Here is a 17,375-nt window from a genome sequence, read left to right as displayed (position 1 = left end):
GCCACTTCAGCCGGAAACATATGTCCCTACATCCCACATTGCTCGCCGTCACCGAGCGCATTCGCGCCCGCAGCCAAACCAAGCGTCAGGCCTATCTGGAGCGCATGAAACGCGCCCGTCAGAAAGGCGTCGAGCGCAATCGCATCGCCTGCACCAACGTGGCGCATGCCTACGCCGCGATGCCGACCAATGACAAACTGGTGTTGAAAGCCGCCACAGTCCCGAACATCGGCATCGTGACGGCGTATAACGACATGCTCTCGGCGCATCAACCGTACGAACAATACCCGGCGGTGATTAAAGCCGAGGCGCGGGCAGCGGGGGCGACCGCGCAGGTTGCCGGCGGCGTCCCGGCGATGTGCGACGGCGTGACTCAGGGCCAAAGCGGCATGGAACTCTCCTTGTTCTCGCGCGACGTGATCGCGATGTCTACCGCTGTGGCGCTTGCCCACCGCGTGTTCGATGCCAATCTGTTCCTCGGCGTCTGCGACAAGATCGTTCCGGGCCTTTTGATCGGAGCGCTGCGTTTCGGGCATCTGCCCGCCATTTTCGTGCCCGCCGGTCCAATGGCCTCGGGGGTGTCGAACGCCGAGAAAGCCAAAGTCAGACAGATGTTCGCCGAAGGCAAGGTCGGCCGAGAAGCCCTGCTCGAATCCGAGATGGCGTCCTATCACAGCGCCGGAACCTGCACGTTCTACGGCACCGCCAACAGCAACCAGATGCTGATGGAAATCATGGGCCTGCAATTGCCCGGGTCGGCCTTCGTGAGCCCGGGCACCGAACTTCGCGAAGCATTGACCCGCGCCGCCACACGGCAAGCAGTACGACTCGCCCAGGACAAATCCTCCCCGAGCCTGTGCGACGTCGTGGACGAACGCGCCGTGGTCAACGGAATCGTCGGCCTGCTGGCGACGGGCGGCTCGACCAACCACACGATTCACCTGATCGCCATCGCGCGAGCCGCCGGGATAGAAATCAACTGGGACGACTTCAACGATCTGTCGGCGGTCGTTCCGCTGCTGGCCCGCGTCTATCCCAACGGCAAAGCGGATGTCAACCATTTCCACGCCGCCGGCGGTATGGGCTTTTTGATTCGCGAACTGCTGGATGCAGGGCTTCTGCATGAAGACGTCCAGACCGTCCTGGGGCTGGGTCTGCGCCGCTGGGCGGAAGAACCCTGGCTCGACAATGGTCAGCTGGCCTTTCGCCCCGCCAGCGAGAAGAGCCTCGATACCGCGGTACTGGCACCGGCCGGCGAACCGTTCAGCTCGGACGGCGGATTGCGCCTGGTTACCGGCAATCTCGGCCGCGGGGTGATTAAGGTCTCGGCCGTCGCACCCGAAAACCGGGTGGTGCGCGCCCCCGCCATCGTATTCGACGACCAGGAAGACTTGATTGCCGCCTTCAAACGCGGCGAGCTGGAACGGGACTTCATCGCCGTAGTCCGTTTCCAGGGGCCGCGCGCTAACGGCATGCCGGAACTGCATCAGCTCACCCCCTCGCTCGCGGTCCTCCAGGAGCGCGGATTCAAGGTGGCCCTGGTTACGGACGGCCGCATGTCCGGCGCCTCAGGAAAAGTTCCAGCCGCGATTCACATTTCGCCCGAGTGCGTGATGGGCGGCCCGCTCGCCAAGGTGCGCGATGGCGACATGCTGGTGCTCGATGCGGTGGAAGGCCGCCTGGAGGCCGAGGTCCCGGCCGCCGAATGGAACAGCCGCGAGCTCGCCACGGCCGACCTGTCGCGCAACCAGTTCGGCTGCGGACGGGAGCTGTTCACCGGCTTGCGCCAACTGGCCGACACCGCGGAACGCGGCGGCGCCACTTTCCAGTTCGACGACTGACACGGCTCTCCTTTTTTGCAACCGACGAAGAGATTCCTGTTATGAACCTTGACCAGATCATTGCCGCGACCAGTGTCATGCCCGTGATGGTGGTGGACCGCGTGGAAGACGCGGTACCGCTGTCCCGCGCCTTGGTGGAAGGCGGCATTCGCGTATTAGAAATCACCTTGCGTACCGCCGCCGGCCTGGACGCCGTACGGGTGATCAAGCAAGAAATCCCGGACGCGATCGTCGGCGTCGGCACCATCGCCACGCCGGCTCAGCTCGATGCCGCGATTTCCGCCGGTGCGCAATTCGGCGTTTCGCCGGGCACGACGCCCACCCTGCTGAAGGCGATCGTAGACAGCAAGCTGCCGTTTTTCCCGGGCGTTGCCACCATGTCCGAAGTGATGCAAGTCTTGGAAGCCGGCCTCGACGTCATGAAATTTTTCCCGGCCGTGGCTGCGGGCGGCATCAAGATGCTCGACTCGTTCAGAGGTCCGTTTCCGAACGTGCGTTTCTGTCCGACCGGCGGGATCAACGTGCAGAACGCGCCGGATTTCTTCAAGCTTCCCAATGTCGTCGCCGTGGGCGGCTCCTGGCTCACCCCCAAAGACTTGGTCGCCAGCGGCAATTGGGCTGAAATCACGCGCTTGGCTCGCGAAGCCTCGGCACTCAAGCCGTAATTACAAAGGACTGATTGGCCCGTTCGGAAGAGTCATTTTAGTCGCGACCTTCCAATCGCAGACAGTGGCTTTAGCGGCGTTGTCGGCAAAGGATTGCCGACCTACGAACAGATCATAGGACGTGCTGAACGAAGCGTAGCGTGGCAAGGCCGGTTTGCGCGGCAGCATCGCCCGGACGGTGCCGGACAGGGATGGTCCGGCATGAACCGCATGGTTCGCGATTGATGCTTGTCCTGAGCCTAGTCGAAGGGCGCTTCGTCCCTCAGCACATCCTACGCCCTGAGCTGTCGCAGATGGTAGGGTGGGTTAGGTGCGCCAGCGAGAAACCGGATTTGGCCGCATGGCTAGACGCGCACCGTAACCCACCGAATGGGACGGAAAAAAGTCGGAGGTCGGCAATCCTTTGCCAACATCTGAAAAGATGGGCACGGCCTGTTGGCCTTTGCCCATCCTACGGCTCTCGGTTAGCGGCATCTTATCGGGGACATCGCCGCATCCCGAATCACTCATCGATCGCCTTGATCCTCGGCACGTGCCGGCCGCCTTCGAATTCGGTGGACAGGAAGGTTTCGACGATCTTCTTTGCCATTTCGAGACTGATGATCCGCTGGCCCATGGCGATACAGTTGGCATCGTTGTGCAACCGGGTGAGATAGGCGGTTTCCTCGTTGAAGCAATAGCCGCAGCGGCAGCCCTTGACTCGGTTGGCAACGATGGCCTCGCCGTTCCCGCTGCCGCCCAGCACGATGCCACGCTCGACTTCGCCGTTGGCGACAGCCACGGCGCACGGGCGAATCCACGTGGGATAATCGGTTCGTTCGTCGCTGAAACAGCCGTAGTCGACGACCTCATGGCCAAGAGAACTTAGCCAAGTACGCAGTTCTTCCTTGTAGGCGAATCCCGCGTGATCAGAAGCGATGCCGATTTTCATGATGACTCCTTATTGATTTAAGGTAGGCGGACACCCGCGTCCTTCACCGGGACAGCGGGCGAAAAAGTATAACCGCGGGAGAAGCTCCTCCATCAACCGCGATCGTCGGCGGCTTTCAAGACGTCCAGCATCTCGCGATGAATCAGACCGTTGCTGGAAACGATGCGGCCGGTACTCAAGATCTCGTCGCCGCCGTCGAAATCGGTAACGGTACCGCCCGCCTCGCGCACCAGCACGATGCCGGCCGCAATGTCGTGCGGCTTGACCTTCATCTCCCAATGTCCGTCCAGCTGTCCCGTGGCCGTATAGCACAGGTTGAGCGCGGCCGAACCAATACGCCGCGTGGCTTGCGCGCTGCGCTGAAAGCCGAGGAAATTCTTCATATTGCTGTCGCTGGTATGGGTATCGTAGGAGAAACCGGTAATCACCAGAGCACGATTCAGCACCGGCGTCGCGGACACATGAATCGGCCGGTCGTTGCGCGTGGCACCCAAACCGAGCGCGGCGGCGAATGTCTCGTCTGTGGCGGGGTTATACACCACGCCGAGCGAAGGCACGCCGTCGATCAGCAAACCCATCGATACGCAGAACATCGGAAACCCGTGCGCGAAGTTCACGGTACCGTCGAGCGGATCGATGTGCCAGAGGTAATTCCGCGCAGGCGGGCGAGATTCCTCGGCGCGATAAGCTCCGCCCTCTTCGCCGACAATTTGGTGAGAAGGGAAAAGCTTGCGCAGTTCGCCGACGATGAACTGTTCGCTGCGGATGTCGTATTCGGTGACCGGGTCGATATCGCTGGTCTTGAACTGCACCGCAGTGCCGCGACGGGTTTCGAATCCCTCTCGAAGAATGGCCCCTGCGCCACGGGCGATCGTGACGGCGGCACCAAGGATGTCGGTAAGCGAAGGATCGGTTGATTGCATTGTTCCGTGCCGTTAAGAAAACAGGCCGGCCATTCTACATCAGACGGCGAAAGAGCCGCAGCGTGACGATTTCCGCGGCTCCGGAGACAGTAAGGCGTTCTTATAAGTGGGCGAGCATCGCCTCGGCGCTCGAGACTTCGAATTTGCCAGGCGCCTCGACGGCCAGATGCTTCACGACGCCATCGTCGACGACCATCGCGAAGCGCTGGCAGCGTACACCCATGCCTTTTTCGGTCAAATCGAGTTCGAGTCCGAGTTTCCGGGTGTATTCGGCGCTGCCGTCGGCCATCATGCGCACCTTGCCGCCGGCCTTCTGATCCCGGCCCCATGAAGCCATCACGAAAGCATCGTTGACGGCCATGCACCAGATTTCGTCGACATCCTTGGCTTTCAGCTTGTCGAAGTTCGTGACGTAACCGGGCAGATGTTGCGCGGAGCAGGTCGGCGTATACGCGCCCGGAAGGCCAAAAATCACGATTTTTTTACCCTTGACGAGATCGCCGACATTCAACGGTTGCGGCTTCATCGGACAGCCGATAGCCGGGTCGAACTCGGTAGACTCGTACAGCTTGCCCTCGGGCAGGCGATCTCCAACTTTGATGGTCATGGCATCTCCTTAGGTGGTTGCAGTTAGAACGGATAGGCGAACTAAATCACGTCGACGCAAGGGCCTCGTGCTTTTCCGCGATGAGTTTCAACAGCGCCTTGTGCGGATCGGCGAACTTTGCCGTCCCTTCATCCATCAGGACCTGCTCCATCTTCGCCACGTCCACCTTGGCGTCGATCTCGTCTAGGACGGCTTGGGTCGGCAGTTGATCGACCTTGCGCGTGTATTGCTTGTTGAGCCCCTCGACAGCGTCGTTGGTGGCGGGCGGATTGGTCTGGATGTCGCTGCCGGCCAAGGCTTCCACGTATTTGTCGGGCGGATCGCCGGGTCTCTTGGTGCCGGTGCTGGCGAAAACGATTTCCTGCTGGAGTGGCAGATTCTTGTCCTTCCAGAAGGACTGATTAAGCTGCCAGAGACGCTTGACGTTAACGATGCCGACCTGTCCCTGGGCGTCGGGACTGAGCTCCGGAATCTGCTTTTCCGTGTATACGTCCACACGCGAGACGAAGATGCTGTACACACTCTTGAAATGAGTGAGGCTCGAGCGCCGCTGCGCACCGCGCCAAACGGCCTCACGGGCGATCTTGTACTGGCGTTCGGAGAAAATGAGGGTGACGTTGAGATTGATTCCGGCAGCGGCCAATTCCTCCAGCGAATCCAGCCCGGCCGGGGTTGCGGGAACCTTGATCAGGCGGTTGACGTGCCCGCTGCCCCAATGCTTGCCGAGCTCGATGTACTCCTTGACGCGTTTGGCGTGAGGCAGATTCAGCTCGCGGTCTTCGAGGAGCGGATCGAGTTCGAAACTGACGTAGCCGTCGTTGCCGCGGGTTTCTTCCCAAACGGGCAAGAACACATCCTGAGCGTTGCGCACCAGGTAATCGGTCATCTCCCAGGCGATGGCCGAATTGTCCATGCCTTCATCGAGCAAGGCGCGCATATGATCGTCGAAGCGGCCCGTGTTGAGGATGTCGGCGATGATGATGGGATTGGAGGTCGCGCCGGTGGCCCCGAGAGCGCGGTCTCTTTCGACCAGTTCGGGATCAATGGAATCGAGCCAGAGTTTGGTGCCGGTGGAAATCAAAGATCTTAGTGACATGATGAGCTCCTTGCGGGGTGTTAAAACCCAATGCATTGCTCTTTTGACTTGTCGGCCAAGACAAAAGCGCAACGTTAGTAAAGAAATTCAAAGCACTCCCCATGTGCTCTCCATTCAAGCAACCATGCGCTCGCGCTGAACCGGTGTCAAGTGCGAGAGTCGGGCGGACGGGGCGGATCGGTCGATGCTGTCAAAGCCCTTGCGGTGGAGACGATCACCGATTCCTGCGACACTATGATGTGCACGTTAATTCGCAAAAAGGATGAATCATGACTGACCGAAAACTCCGTTGGGGCATACTTGGTGCCGCGCGCGTTAACGAACGCCTGATGCCCGCCATCGTCGATGCCTCGAATGCCGAACTGGTCGCCATTGCCAGCCGCCGTCCCGGAGCAGCCGCCGAGACACTGGCGAAATACGCGCCGCAACAACAGGGAGTCCGGACTTATGACAAGCTCGACGCGCTGCTCGACGATGCCCAAGTGGAAGCCGTTTACCTGCCTCTCGCCAACCACGAACACGCCGAATGGGCATTGCGCGCCATACAGCACGGCAAGCACGTACTGTGCGAGAAACCGATGGCGCTGACCGTCGCCGATATCGAAGCAATCGAAGCCGCGGCACGCCAGCACAAGGTGACCGTGATGGAAGGCTTCATGTACCGCTTCCACCCGCAGCATGCGCGCGTGCGGGAGCTAATCCGCTCCGGCCTCGTCGGCGACATACGCTCCGTCCGCGCCACCTACTCGTTCATGATGCGGCCGGCACGCTTGTATCGCCTCGCGGAAAGTGTCGAGCGCGGCGGCGGCGCCATGTGGGACATAGGTTGCTATGCGATCCATTCGGCCCGCATGTTTTTCGGCGAGCCGCCCCTCGCCGTCACCGCCATCGCGAAATACGTCGAGAGCGGCGCGGATATCACGACCAGCGGCATCATCAATTTCGGAGACGGCAAACATGCCCATTTCGATTTCAGCTTCGAACGGGCGCGGCGCTCGGAATACGAAATCATAGGCACCAAGGGCGGCTTGAAATGCCATACCGTCTGGCAGCTTCCGGGCGATATCCCGGTGCTTTCGTGGTGGACCGAAGACGGGCGGCAGTGTGAAGAACGTCTGCCCGCGGCCAACCATTTCACACTGGAAATCGAGCATTTCAGCGAATGCGCGCTGACCGGAAAAGCGCCCCAGCTTTCGCTGGACGACGCAAAGGACAATTGCCGGATCATCGTCGCCGCTTTGGAGTCCGCGGCTAACGGGCGAACGGTAAAACTGAGCCCATAGCGCCGAAAAAGCCCGGCGCGCTACACCAAGTCCTATATGCCGCAATTCTGTCGGCCATGTTCGGAAAGCTCTTCAGGCCCTTCGACGAACCGTAAGCTCTGATTCCATTCGTGGTGAGCCTGTCGAAGATTCTCCTCGGTCCGGACGAAGAGAATGAACGACATCAAAGTTGTTCAGCGTTTCGTTGATCTGGTTTTGTCGGAAAAACAAAAAAGGGCCTTGGGCGAGGCGCCCAAGGCCCTTTTTGTTGAATAACCGCAAGCCCGGCCAAACAAATTCAAGATCATTCGCAATACTCCAAAACAAGTAGCGACATCGGCACCAACCGGCTTAAGCACGATTCTCAAAAATCACACCAACTATACTTGTTATTAACCCAGCCTATAAATATAGGCCGGGTTAATCCGGGGCAGGGATGCCCCGGCGCGGCGACAAACCGCGTGAGCCCAGGCCGGGCGTGTACCGGCCTGGGCGGCGGCCCGAAATACCAGGAGGGTATTTACGGGCCTGATTAATAATCGTGCCTTTCGGATTGTTTTTGGAATGCCTCCTATGGACAAGTCTTTTGATTCTCACGGAATAACCACCCTGGGTAAGGTCAAGGTGCCCGTCGGCGATCTGAAGATCGGGATGTATGTATGCGAACTCGATCGTCCTTGGCTGGATTCACCGTTTCTGTTTCAAGGATTCATGCTCGCGACACAAGCGGACATCGAAGCCGTTCGGAAGGTCTGCGATTACGTCTACATCGATTCCTACCAAACAAAATATCCGGAAACGGAGCACACGCAGCAGCCCGCCAAATCCTCGTCCATATCGTGGACCGCCGCCCCGCCCGAAAAGCACCTATCCGTCGAACAAGAGATCGACAACGCCGAAAACACGCATAAGCAGACAAGCAAGCTGGTCAAGACATTCATGGACGAGATCCGCTTCGGTCGCGGCCTCGATATTCAGCTTGCAAAAGAGGCCGTTTCCGAATGCGTGGACAGCGTCTACAAGAATCCCGACGCCATGCTGCTGTTGACCCAGCTCAAGAATCGGGACGAGTACACGTCCCAACACTCCATGAACGTCTGTATCTTCTCGATCGTGCTCGGCCGCCACTTGGGCATGTCCGTCGACGAGCTACGGAATCTCGGTTTGTCCGGGCTCATGCACGACATGGGCAAGATGAGAGTCCCCCTGGAGGTCCTCAACAAACCGGGGCGGCTCTCCGATGAAGAAATGACTCTGGTAAAGGCGCATACCGTGCACGGCCGAGAAATACTCATGTCCTCCCACGGCATCTATCCCGGTGCCATCGAGGTCGCTTACCAGCATCACGAAAACCTCGACGGAACCGGTTATCCCACCGGCCTCACCGATGCCGAAATCCCCTCTTTTACCCGGATCGTCGCCGTTGCCGATACCTACGACGCCGTCACCAGCGATCGCGTGTATCAATCGGGGCGTACTCACATGGAGGCGATCGCGATTCTCTACAAAGAGAGCGGAAAGCATCTTGATGCCGAACTAGCATCGAAATTCATCGAATGCCTCGGCATCTACCCGGCCGGAAGCCTCGTCGAAATGAGCAACGAGGAAGTAGCCCTCGTTATCGAAGTCAACCCTCGGCAAAAACTCAAACCGAAAGTCATCATGCTGCTCGATTCGGAAAAAAATCCGCAGCCCCATCGCATCGTCGATCTGGCGAAAATCGACCTGGATCCCTGTGGGCAACCCTATCGAGTCAAGACGATGCTGAAAAACGGAAGCTACAACGTAGATATCAAGCAGCATTACGAACGGGGGCTCATTCAAAAAGCCGCCAGGTAGAATTAAGCCAAGCCGCCGCTGATCCGGGCGGTGTCCGGGTCGGTGATGGCTCGAATGGATTAAGCTGTCTCGCCGGATACCCCTTCCGTGGCCTTGAGACACAGGTGACTAGGATTGACGCAACATTGAACGTTGCATTTGTGGCAAACGCACTGTCCAGTCGGGATGTGTCCGAAATGGACTTCCCAGAAGTACTCGTCCGGATGCACGTTTTCCCACTCTGCGTTCATGCGCCTACTGTCCTCCTGCATTGACCCAATCCATATCCAGCACCCGGACTCGGTCACAGGAACGACATATTCCATGAGTTTCTCAATCGAGATTCGATTGTCCATAATCGCGCTCCGTTTCTAGCGGAGTCCACAATCACAAATTTAAGGCACACTTGTCAACGGCAAAATGTACTTTTGCTTTTTTGAGAATTTGGGTATGATCAGCTCGCAATGACTGGATTGAGAAACAATTGGGCTTTTAGCCCCTTGTTTTTACATAAATTCACGCAACTGATTTAGCTCGCTTCTTCTAAGTTATCTTTGCGTGCAATGCCTGGGGTTCAGGAAAATCCTGCTCGCCTAAGCTTCAGGATCTGAATTCCAGCTAGGGAAAGTATCCATCACATAGGAGGTGAACGGATGGAAACGCTTATTGCTATCACGCCGGCACACTGTCTTGATCCGCAGATTGCCATCGCGGCCGTAAGAGCCCACGGAATCGGGATCTTGGATCTAGGCTACCGGGAGATGCCAGATGCATTGTCGTCGGCGCTTGACAGCCTGGCGTCCGCCGCCAGCCAATCGGCGCAGTGGGGGGTCCGCTGGGACGTACTCGGATTGGCAGCCCGAGACCTCAACCGACTTTCCGAACTCCTACCATACCAAGTTCCCATCCTTGTCCTCGCCGGTTCGACACCGGCCGAACTGACTGCTCTGCGGAAGCGAGTCAAATCCATCGCCCGCCGAGTTTTCGTCGAAGTCCATGATTTCCCGTCGGCCCAGGCCGCCATCGCCGCCGGCTGCGACGGACTGATCGTCAAAGGCCATGAAGCGGGCGGATCGGTTAGTCGCCACTCGACTTTCATTCTGCTGCAGGAGCTCAAGGGACGGCTGAACATTCCCTACTGGATTCAAGGCGGAATCGGGCTGCGCAGCGCTGCAGCGGCGGCGCTCGCCGGCGCGAACGGCGTCGTATTGTGCGAACAACTGTGGCTGACCGACGAAAGCCCGCTCGCTCATTCAAATCTGCGCGGCATGTGGAGCCAGTTGGACGGCAGCGAAACGATTCTGCTCGCACCGGAAGAAGCCCCGTTTCGGCTGTTCGCACGCTCCGGCCGCGATAAGCTCCAGGAATTGGAGCAACGGGTGGTTCGCGGTGAACCCTGGCGGGACCTGCTGGTACAGCGCCTCGGAGAAACCGAAGACGCGTTGCTGCCTCTCGGGCAGGATATCGCGTTCGCAGCTCCTTTGGCCAAGCGCTACGGCACCGTAGGCCGCATCCTCACCGCTGTGAAAGAAAGCATGGATTCGCTGATCGAGCAAGCGCGCTCGCACCAGGCCTTGTCCGCCGACTCGCCTCTGGCGCGCAAACACGGCACCCGGTTTCCTATCGTTCAGGGTCCGATGACGCGGGTCAGCGATACCGCCCAGTTCGCGAAGGCGGTGGCGGACGCCGGAGGGCTTCCGTTTCTCGCCCTGTCCGTCATGCGCAAACCGCAAATCCAAACATTGTTGAGCAGCACCCGCAAACTCATGGGCGATCTCCCCTGGGGTGTGGGGCTGCTCGGCTTCATGCCGCTGGAACTGCGTCAGGAACAGCTCGATGTCATCCGCGAAATCAAGCCCCCCTTCGCCATCGTCGCCGGCGGAAGGCCGAGTCAGGCGCGCGAACTGGAAGCGCTCTCGATAATGACCTATCTGCACGTACCTTCGCCGGGGCTGCTTAACAGCTTCATCAAGGAAGGCGCCCGCAAATTTATTTTCGAGGGCAGCGAATGCGGCGGACACACCGGTCCGCGCACCAGCTTCATCCTCTGGGAATCGGCCATCGAAGTCCTGACTGCGGCCGAGCTGGAGGATCCCGAGTCGGTTCAGGTGCTGTTCGCCGGCGGAATCCACGACGAGCTTTCGGCTGCGATGCTTTCGGTCCTGGCGGCGCCGCTCGTCGCCCGCGGCATGAGTATCGGGGTCGTCATGGGCACGGCATACCTCTTCACCGAAGAAATCGTCCACACCGGCGCGATCGTGAACGAGTTTCAGGCCCAGGCGATCGCCTGCCGAGAAACCGCCTTGCTCCAATCCGGCGTCGGAATCTATACCCGTTGCGCCAAGACGGAATTCTGCGACGAGTTCAACCGGACGCGGCGCGAACTGCAAATGGCTTTGGAATCCGAAGAGCGCACGCTGAAGGTGCTCGAACTGCTCAACATCGGCCGACTGCGCATCGCATCCAAGGGTATCGCTCATAAGAGCCAGTCCGCGGCAACAGCCCCGGACGACCGGTATGTCAAGGTAAATGTCCAGACGCAACGGCGCGAGGGCATGTACATGCTGGGCGAAGTCGCGCGGCTGAGGAACAATACCCTTACGATCGCCGAGCTTCACACTGCGGTCGCCACGGGCAGCCAGGAACTGCTTGCCGGCGCAGCGCACGAGCCCGAGGCGAAACGCTGGACGCGGCGACAGAACCGGGATGATATCGCCATCATCGGTATGGCCTGCCTGCTGCCCAAGGCGGGCGACGTGCGCCAGTACTGGCAGAACATCCTCCGGCGGGTGGACACCATCCGGGAGGTCAGCGACGACCGCTGGCGTCCGGCCGATTTCTTCGACCCCAAGCGCGGAACGCCGGACAAGAGCTACTCGAAATGGGGCGGTTTCCTCGACGACGTCCAATTCGACCCCACGGTGTTCGGTATTCCCCCGGCCGCTCTGCGCTCCATCGAACCGATGCAACTCCTGGCTCTGTACGTGGCGAAGCGCGCCCTGGAAGACGCCGGGCTCGACCGCCGCCCGTTCCCCAAGGAGCGGACCTCGGCCATATTCGCTTCCGGGGGAATGAACGACCTCGGCACGATTTATATCTTCCGCACCTTGCTGGCCCATTATCTGCCCAAGGTTCCGGGGCTGCCCGAGGCGACCCGGAAGCACATCATGCAAACTCTTTACGAGCGCGAGCTTCCCAACTGGACCGAGGATTCGTTCCCCGGCTTCCTCGGCAATGTAGTGGCCGGCCGGGTGGCTAACCGCTTGGATCTCGGAGGAACCAACTTCGCGGTCGACGCCGCCTGCGCCTCGTCGCTCGCAGCGCTGGACGTGGCGATCAAGCAATTGCGAAATGGCGACGCCGACGTGGCCCTGGTGGGTTCCATCGACGGCACCAACAATGCTGTGGCTTTCATGGCGTTCGCCCAAACTCATGCCCTTTCGCCCCGCGGGCGATGTCGGCCGTTCGACGACAGTGCGGACGGCATCGCTATCGGCGAGGGCGTCGCGGCACTGGTGCTCAAGCGCCTGAGCGACGCCGAACGGGACGGCGATCGAATCTACTCCGTCATCAAGGGGATCGGCGCTTCCAGCGATGGACGCAATCGCAGCCTTACCGCGCCCCATCCGCAAGGCCAGGTGCGTGCATTGTGCCGCGCCTACGAGGACGCCGGGGTGAATCCGTCGACGGTCGGTTTGATCGAGGCTCATGGCACGGGTACCGCCGTAGGCGACAAGTCGGAGATCGAATCCATCAACACTGCCTTCGGCGAATGCAATCCGGCGCCCCAGTCCTGCGCCATCGGCTCGGTGAAATCGATGATCGGCCACACCAAGGTCAGCGCCGGTCTTGCCGGGCTGATCAAGGCGTCCTTGGCGCTGAAACATCGCGTTCTGCCACCGACTTTGGGTGTCGAAACGCCCAATTCGCGCGTGGATTTCACAAACAGTCCCTTTTATATCAATACCGAAACCCGGCCTTGGTTCGCTCACCCTGACGGACATCCGCGACGCTGTGGCGTAAGCGCCTTCGGTTTCGGAGGTACCAACTTCCATGCAGTACTGGAAGAATACGGCGGCGACTACCGGGACACCGATGCAATCGATCTGAATCCCCGTGACGTCGAACCCTTCATTTTTTTTGGACCGAATCGTTCTCACATCGTTCACGCGGTGGAACGCCTGCAGCAGGGACTCGAATATACCGAACATCTCGATCTCGCCCAATTGGCGTATTCGCTGCAATCGGAACAAGTCAAAACGGGAACCGGCGCGGGCGTCCGCGCCTGCCGGCTGGCCATGGTCGCCACGTCGGTTGCGGATCTCAGGCAAAAGCTCGATTTAGCTCTTCGCGAGTTGCGCGATAATGACAAAGCGGAGATCAGGCATCCTCAAGGCATTTATTATCGGGAGTCCGATGCCGCAGGTGGCTTATGCTTTGTCTTCCCGGGCCAGGGATCGCAGAAGATCAACATGCTGCGCGATCTGGTCGCGACCCAGCCCGAACTGCACGGCTTCTTCGAGCGGGCGGATACTCTCCTCGCCGAGCGCCTGCCTCAGCCGCTGTCCCGATTCATTTATCCGCTGCCGGCGTTCAGCGACGAGGAACGGGAACGGCAACAAAGTGCATTGAATGCAACGCAGATCGCGCAACCCGCGCTTGGCGCGGTCGAGCTGGCGGCGTTCGAACTGCTCAAGAACTATGGCGTCCATCCCGATTTCACGGCTGGCCACAGCTACGGGGAATACGTCGCCTTGTGCGCCGCCGGCGCTCTCGATCGCGACGACCTGATCCGGCTCTCGGAAGTTCGCGGACGCATCGCCGCCGACGCGGGACAAAGTTCCCGAGGGGCAATGGCCGCCGTGGACGCGGATGGCGCTCGGCTCGAAAAGCTGATCGCCGAGCACGGACTTGCCGTCTGCATTGCCAATTTGAACGCTCCGGACCAGACCATCATCGCCGGCCCGGCTGAAGCCATCGACGAGGCGGCGGCGGTATTGGCCAAGAACTCTCTACGCGTAACCAAACTGGCGGTCAGAGGCGCGTTCCATTGCGCCGCCATGGCCGATGCCAGCGCCGTACTCGCCGCCGAATTGGCCAAGATCGACTTCCGCTCTCCCGAGTTCCCGATCTTCAGCAATACCACGGCCGACCGCTATCCGGACGAGCCTGCCGAAATCCGGGCACTGCTAGCCCGCCATCTGGCCGAGCCGGTGCGCTTCGTGGAGGAGGTGAACCGTCTCTACGACGCGGGAGCCCGGATTTTTCTGGAGATCGGTCCCGGTCTGGTGCTGAGCGGACTCGTCGACCGCATCCTGGCCGATCGGCCGCACACCGCTCTGGGTCTCGACGCTCCGGGGCGCCCCGGCTGGCTCCAGCTCTCCCACCTTCTGACTCAACTGTTCGCGCTGGGCGTTCCGGTACGCTTCGAAACCTGGTTCAGACACCGCGGGCTGACGGACCGTCCGCTGCCGGAGCTGTTCGCCCAGGCTCGGGCGAAAGCCAATCCGGGACCGCTGATTTGGCGGGTCAACGGCGGCCGGGCGGTACCCTGGCACGACTCGGCGGACACATCCAAGAATGTCGTGCCGTTGCCGACAGGATTGAAATCCCCGGCGGCTTCCACCGATATGGCGCCAACTCAGGCCGCGGGCGCGCGCCCGTCCTTGGCCGTGGTGCAAGATCTTCCAACCAACACAAGGAGGTATTCCGTGATGAACCATGAAGCATCCAACTCCGCGAAGCCGGCTTTGGGGCCGCCAGCAGAGGGAATCCCGGCGGGATCAGATCCGAGATTCTCGTTGATCCAGAACTGCGTCGCCCAGCTCATCGATCTGCAGCGCGAGCAACAAAGAACCTTGTGCTCCTTCCTGGATTTTCTGCACGCCAACCTGGCGGGCGCATCGTTGTCGGCGCAGCAGTGGACGGTCGCATCGCCCGAAATCTCCTCGATGGCACAAGCGCAACCGGTCGCGACAGCGGCCGCGTCCGGCGGAGCGGTTCTGAACGGCGTGCCGCCGGCACCCGTTTTGCCGCTTCAGCTTCGTACCGCGGGTCCCGCCGAAGCGGCAGGGGAACGGCCGTTGTCCGTCATTCCGACGCCCGCCGTCCGTAGCGGCGGACCGGTCTCCGCCAAACCCACCGGCGGTGGCGACACCGCACCGCTTGTGGCGGTGAAGGCGCCGGCAGCCGGCGGCACCGGGCTCGCGCCCACCGAGCAGTTCAAGGCCGATCTGCTCCGCTCGGTATCGGAGCGCACCGGTTATCCGGAAGACATGCTCGATCTCAATGCCCACATGGAAGCCGATCTCGGCATCGACTCCATCAAACGGATCGAAGTTTTCAGTGCCCTGAAAGACCACCATAACCTGCTGGAAGGACGTGACGAGGAAACGGTGCTCGAAGAGCTGTCGGGTCTCAAGACCTTGAACGAGATCATCGCCTGGTACGACCGGCTGCGGGAACCGAAACCAGCGCAGGGAGGCGCCGATTCGCCAAAAAAATTGCAGACTCCACCATCGATCTCGCCGGTTGAGATGGTGGAGTCTACCGCTGGTGCCAAACAACCGGACTGCGTGGCCTGTTACGTCGTGAAGCCCGCTCCCGCTCCGCTCGAAGGGGGAACGGTCATCAATCCGGGCACGCCATCCATGATGCTGTTGCTGGGGCATGCCTCCGAGCTCAGCGAGGCGCTTCGTAACGCGCTGAACAGCATCGGCTATGTCACGCGGCAGCTTGTCCCGGGTCGCGAAACCCGCGCCCTGGACGGTGATCGCTTGGAAGTCGATTTGTCCTCGCCCAAAGGCTTGGACGGCTTGCGCGATTTCCTTAAAGCCGGCGGGAAACCGCTGGGCGGGCTGATCAATCTATTGAGCGCGGAGACGCCAGAAGGCAGCGAGGACTATCGGCCCTCGGAGGCGCGGGCACTGTTCCTGACCTTGAAAGCTCTGGAACAGGACTTCAAGGAGAACGTTCGGGCCGGGGGCGGCTGGCTGATCAATCTGACCGCATTGGACGGACAATTCGGCCTGAAACGGTCTCGGCTGTTCGAGGCAGAGCGAGCGGGCACCCTCGGGGTTGCCAAGTGCGCCGCCCGCGAATGGCCGCATTTAAAGGTAAAGTGCATCGATCTTGATCCGAACCTGGGGACCAGCCAGTCGATCGAACGGGTCTTGATGGAGTTGCGCCCGGACGATCAAACCTTGGAAATAGGCCACACCAGGGAGGGACGCTGGCGGCTCGATCTGCAACAGCGCCCGGACCATGGCACCATCAGGCCGGAACTGGAGCTGGACTCCGGCGCCGTGGTTCTGGTCACGGGCGGAGCGTATGGCATCACCGCCGATATCGCCAAAGGCTTGACGCGAAATCGGCGCCTGCGGCTGGTGCTGGTGGGACGGAGTCCGATGCCCGAGCCTGAATCGGCATCCACCCGAAATATCGCCGATCCGGATGCCTTGCGGCAATTTCTGATCGGAGAGATGAGGCGCGAGAGCGGTAAGGTCAAACCGGCCGAGGTCGAGGCCGCACTCAGACGAGTTCTCAAGGAACGACAGATCCGCGCCAACCTGGCCGCCCTCAAGGAATCCGGTTCAGAAGTCGATTACCATGCTTTGGACGTGCGCGATAGCGCTGCTTTCGGACAATTGATCGACGACATCTATGCGCGTTGGGGACGAATCGACGGCGTGCTCCACGGCGCAGGCGTCATCGACGATAAGCTGATCCGCGCCAAGACGCCGGAATCCTTCGACGCGGTTTATGAGACCAAGGTAATTCCGGCACTGACCATGGCCCGGAAGCTGGACCCGTCAAAGCTGAAGTTCCTGGTGCTCTTTTCCTCGGTGGCCGGCCGGTTCGGCAACGTAGGCCAATGCGACTACAGCGCGGCCAACGAGGTGTTGAACAAGCTGGCCGACCGACTGACCGTGGAGTGGCCGAACGTCCACACCGTCTCGATCAATTGGGGTCCTTGGGACTCCGGCATGGTGAACGACGAACTGCGCAAGCTCTATGCTTCCCGGAACATCCGCCCGATCCCGGTAGAAATCGGGGTTCGGCATTGCCTGGAAGTATTGGAACGCCGCGACCGGCAGGAGCCTGAACTCGTGATCGCAGCGAGCATCGAGGCGATCGCCGCCGGACTCGGACGCTCCTCGGCGCGCGATGAAACCACGCGGCGCGCGGTCGATTCGACCGTTTTGACACCGGCGGTGGCGTGATGCCTCGCGA

Annotated in this window: 9 protein-coding genes; 5 read left to right on the top strand and 4 right to left on the bottom strand. The window is 60.5% G+C overall.

Translation table 11 applies throughout. The annotated features are described in order from the left end of the window. The first annotated feature begins 20 nt into the window (after positions 1-20). Both edd and B2A78_RS12200 read left to right on the top strand, forming a co-directional pair. Positions 21-1,841, top strand: coding sequence for a phosphogluconate dehydratase (edd, locus tag B2A78_RS12205; RefSeq protein WP_077730270.1), 1,821 nt, complete (start codon positions 21-23; stop codon positions 1,839-1,841). Between the two features lie 41 nt (positions 1,842-1,882). Further along, positions 1,883-2,506 carry a bifunctional 4-hydroxy-2-oxoglutarate aldolase/2-dehydro-3-deoxy-phosphogluconate aldolase gene (locus B2A78_RS12200; protein WP_077730269.1) on the top strand — a complete coding sequence of 208 codons (624 nt, stop codon included), beginning with the start codon at positions 1,883-1,885 and terminating at the stop codon, positions 2,504-2,506. Between the two features lie 502 nt (positions 2,507-3,008). On the opposite strand, the gene rpiB is transcribed toward B2A78_RS12200, so the two are convergent. The 4 genes from rpiB to B2A78_RS12180 all read right to left on the bottom strand — a co-directional run bounded on the left by rpiB (position 3,009) and on the right by B2A78_RS12180 (position 6,063). Continuing rightward, on the bottom strand, positions 3,009-3,437 hold the full coding sequence (gene rpiB / locus B2A78_RS12195; protein WP_077730268.1) for a ribose 5-phosphate isomerase B: 429 nt from the start codon (positions 3,435-3,437) through the stop codon (positions 3,009-3,011). A 92-nt stretch (positions 3,438-3,529) separates the two neighbouring features. After that, the gene (locus tag B2A78_RS12190) at positions 3,530-4,360 is read right to left on the bottom strand and encodes an inositol monophosphatase family protein (protein WP_077730267.1); all 831 of its coding nucleotides are present in this window, start codon (positions 4,358-4,360) and stop codon (positions 3,530-3,532) included. Positions 4,361-4,460: 100 nt separating this feature from the next. Beyond that, positions 4,461-4,967, bottom strand: a complete 507-nt coding sequence (locus tag B2A78_RS12185; protein ID WP_077730266.1) for a peroxiredoxin — start codon at positions 4,965-4,967, stop codon at positions 4,461-4,463. A 46-nt stretch (positions 4,968-5,013) separates the two neighbouring features. Then, entirely contained in the window at positions 5,014-6,063 is a 1,050-nt protein-coding gene (locus B2A78_RS12180) for a transaldolase family protein (RefSeq protein WP_205780762.1), read from the bottom strand. A 269-nt stretch (positions 6,064-6,332) separates the two neighbouring features. Between B2A78_RS12180 and B2A78_RS12175 the strand changes: the two genes are divergently transcribed. The 3 genes from B2A78_RS12175 to B2A78_RS12160 all read left to right on the top strand — a co-directional run bounded on the left by B2A78_RS12175 (position 6,333) and on the right by B2A78_RS12160 (position 17,365). After that, on the top strand, positions 6,333-7,346 hold the full coding sequence (locus B2A78_RS12175; protein WP_077730264.1) for a Gfo/Idh/MocA family oxidoreductase: 1,014 nt from the start codon (positions 6,333-6,335) through the stop codon (positions 7,344-7,346). A gap of 552 nt (positions 7,347-7,898) precedes the next feature. Beyond that, on the top strand, positions 7,899-9,164 hold the full coding sequence (locus B2A78_RS12170; protein WP_077730263.1) for an HD-GYP domain-containing protein: 1,266 nt from the start codon (positions 7,899-7,901) through the stop codon (positions 9,162-9,164). A gap of 632 nt (positions 9,165-9,796) precedes the next feature. After that, a complete protein-coding gene (locus B2A78_RS12160) occupies positions 9,797-17,365 on the top strand; it encodes a type I polyketide synthase (RefSeq protein ID WP_077730261.1) in 7,569 nt (2,522 codons plus the stop codon). The last annotated feature ends 10 nt before the right edge of the window (positions 17,366-17,375 follow it).

The sequence above is a fragment of the Methylocaldum sp. 14B genome (genome assembly GCF_002005105.1).
Taxonomy (GTDB): Bacteria; Pseudomonadota; Gammaproteobacteria; order Methylococcales; family Methylococcaceae; genus Methylocaldum.
The sequence above is the reverse complement of the archived record's forward strand: the minus strand, read 5'-3'. Positions and strand labels throughout refer to the sequence as shown.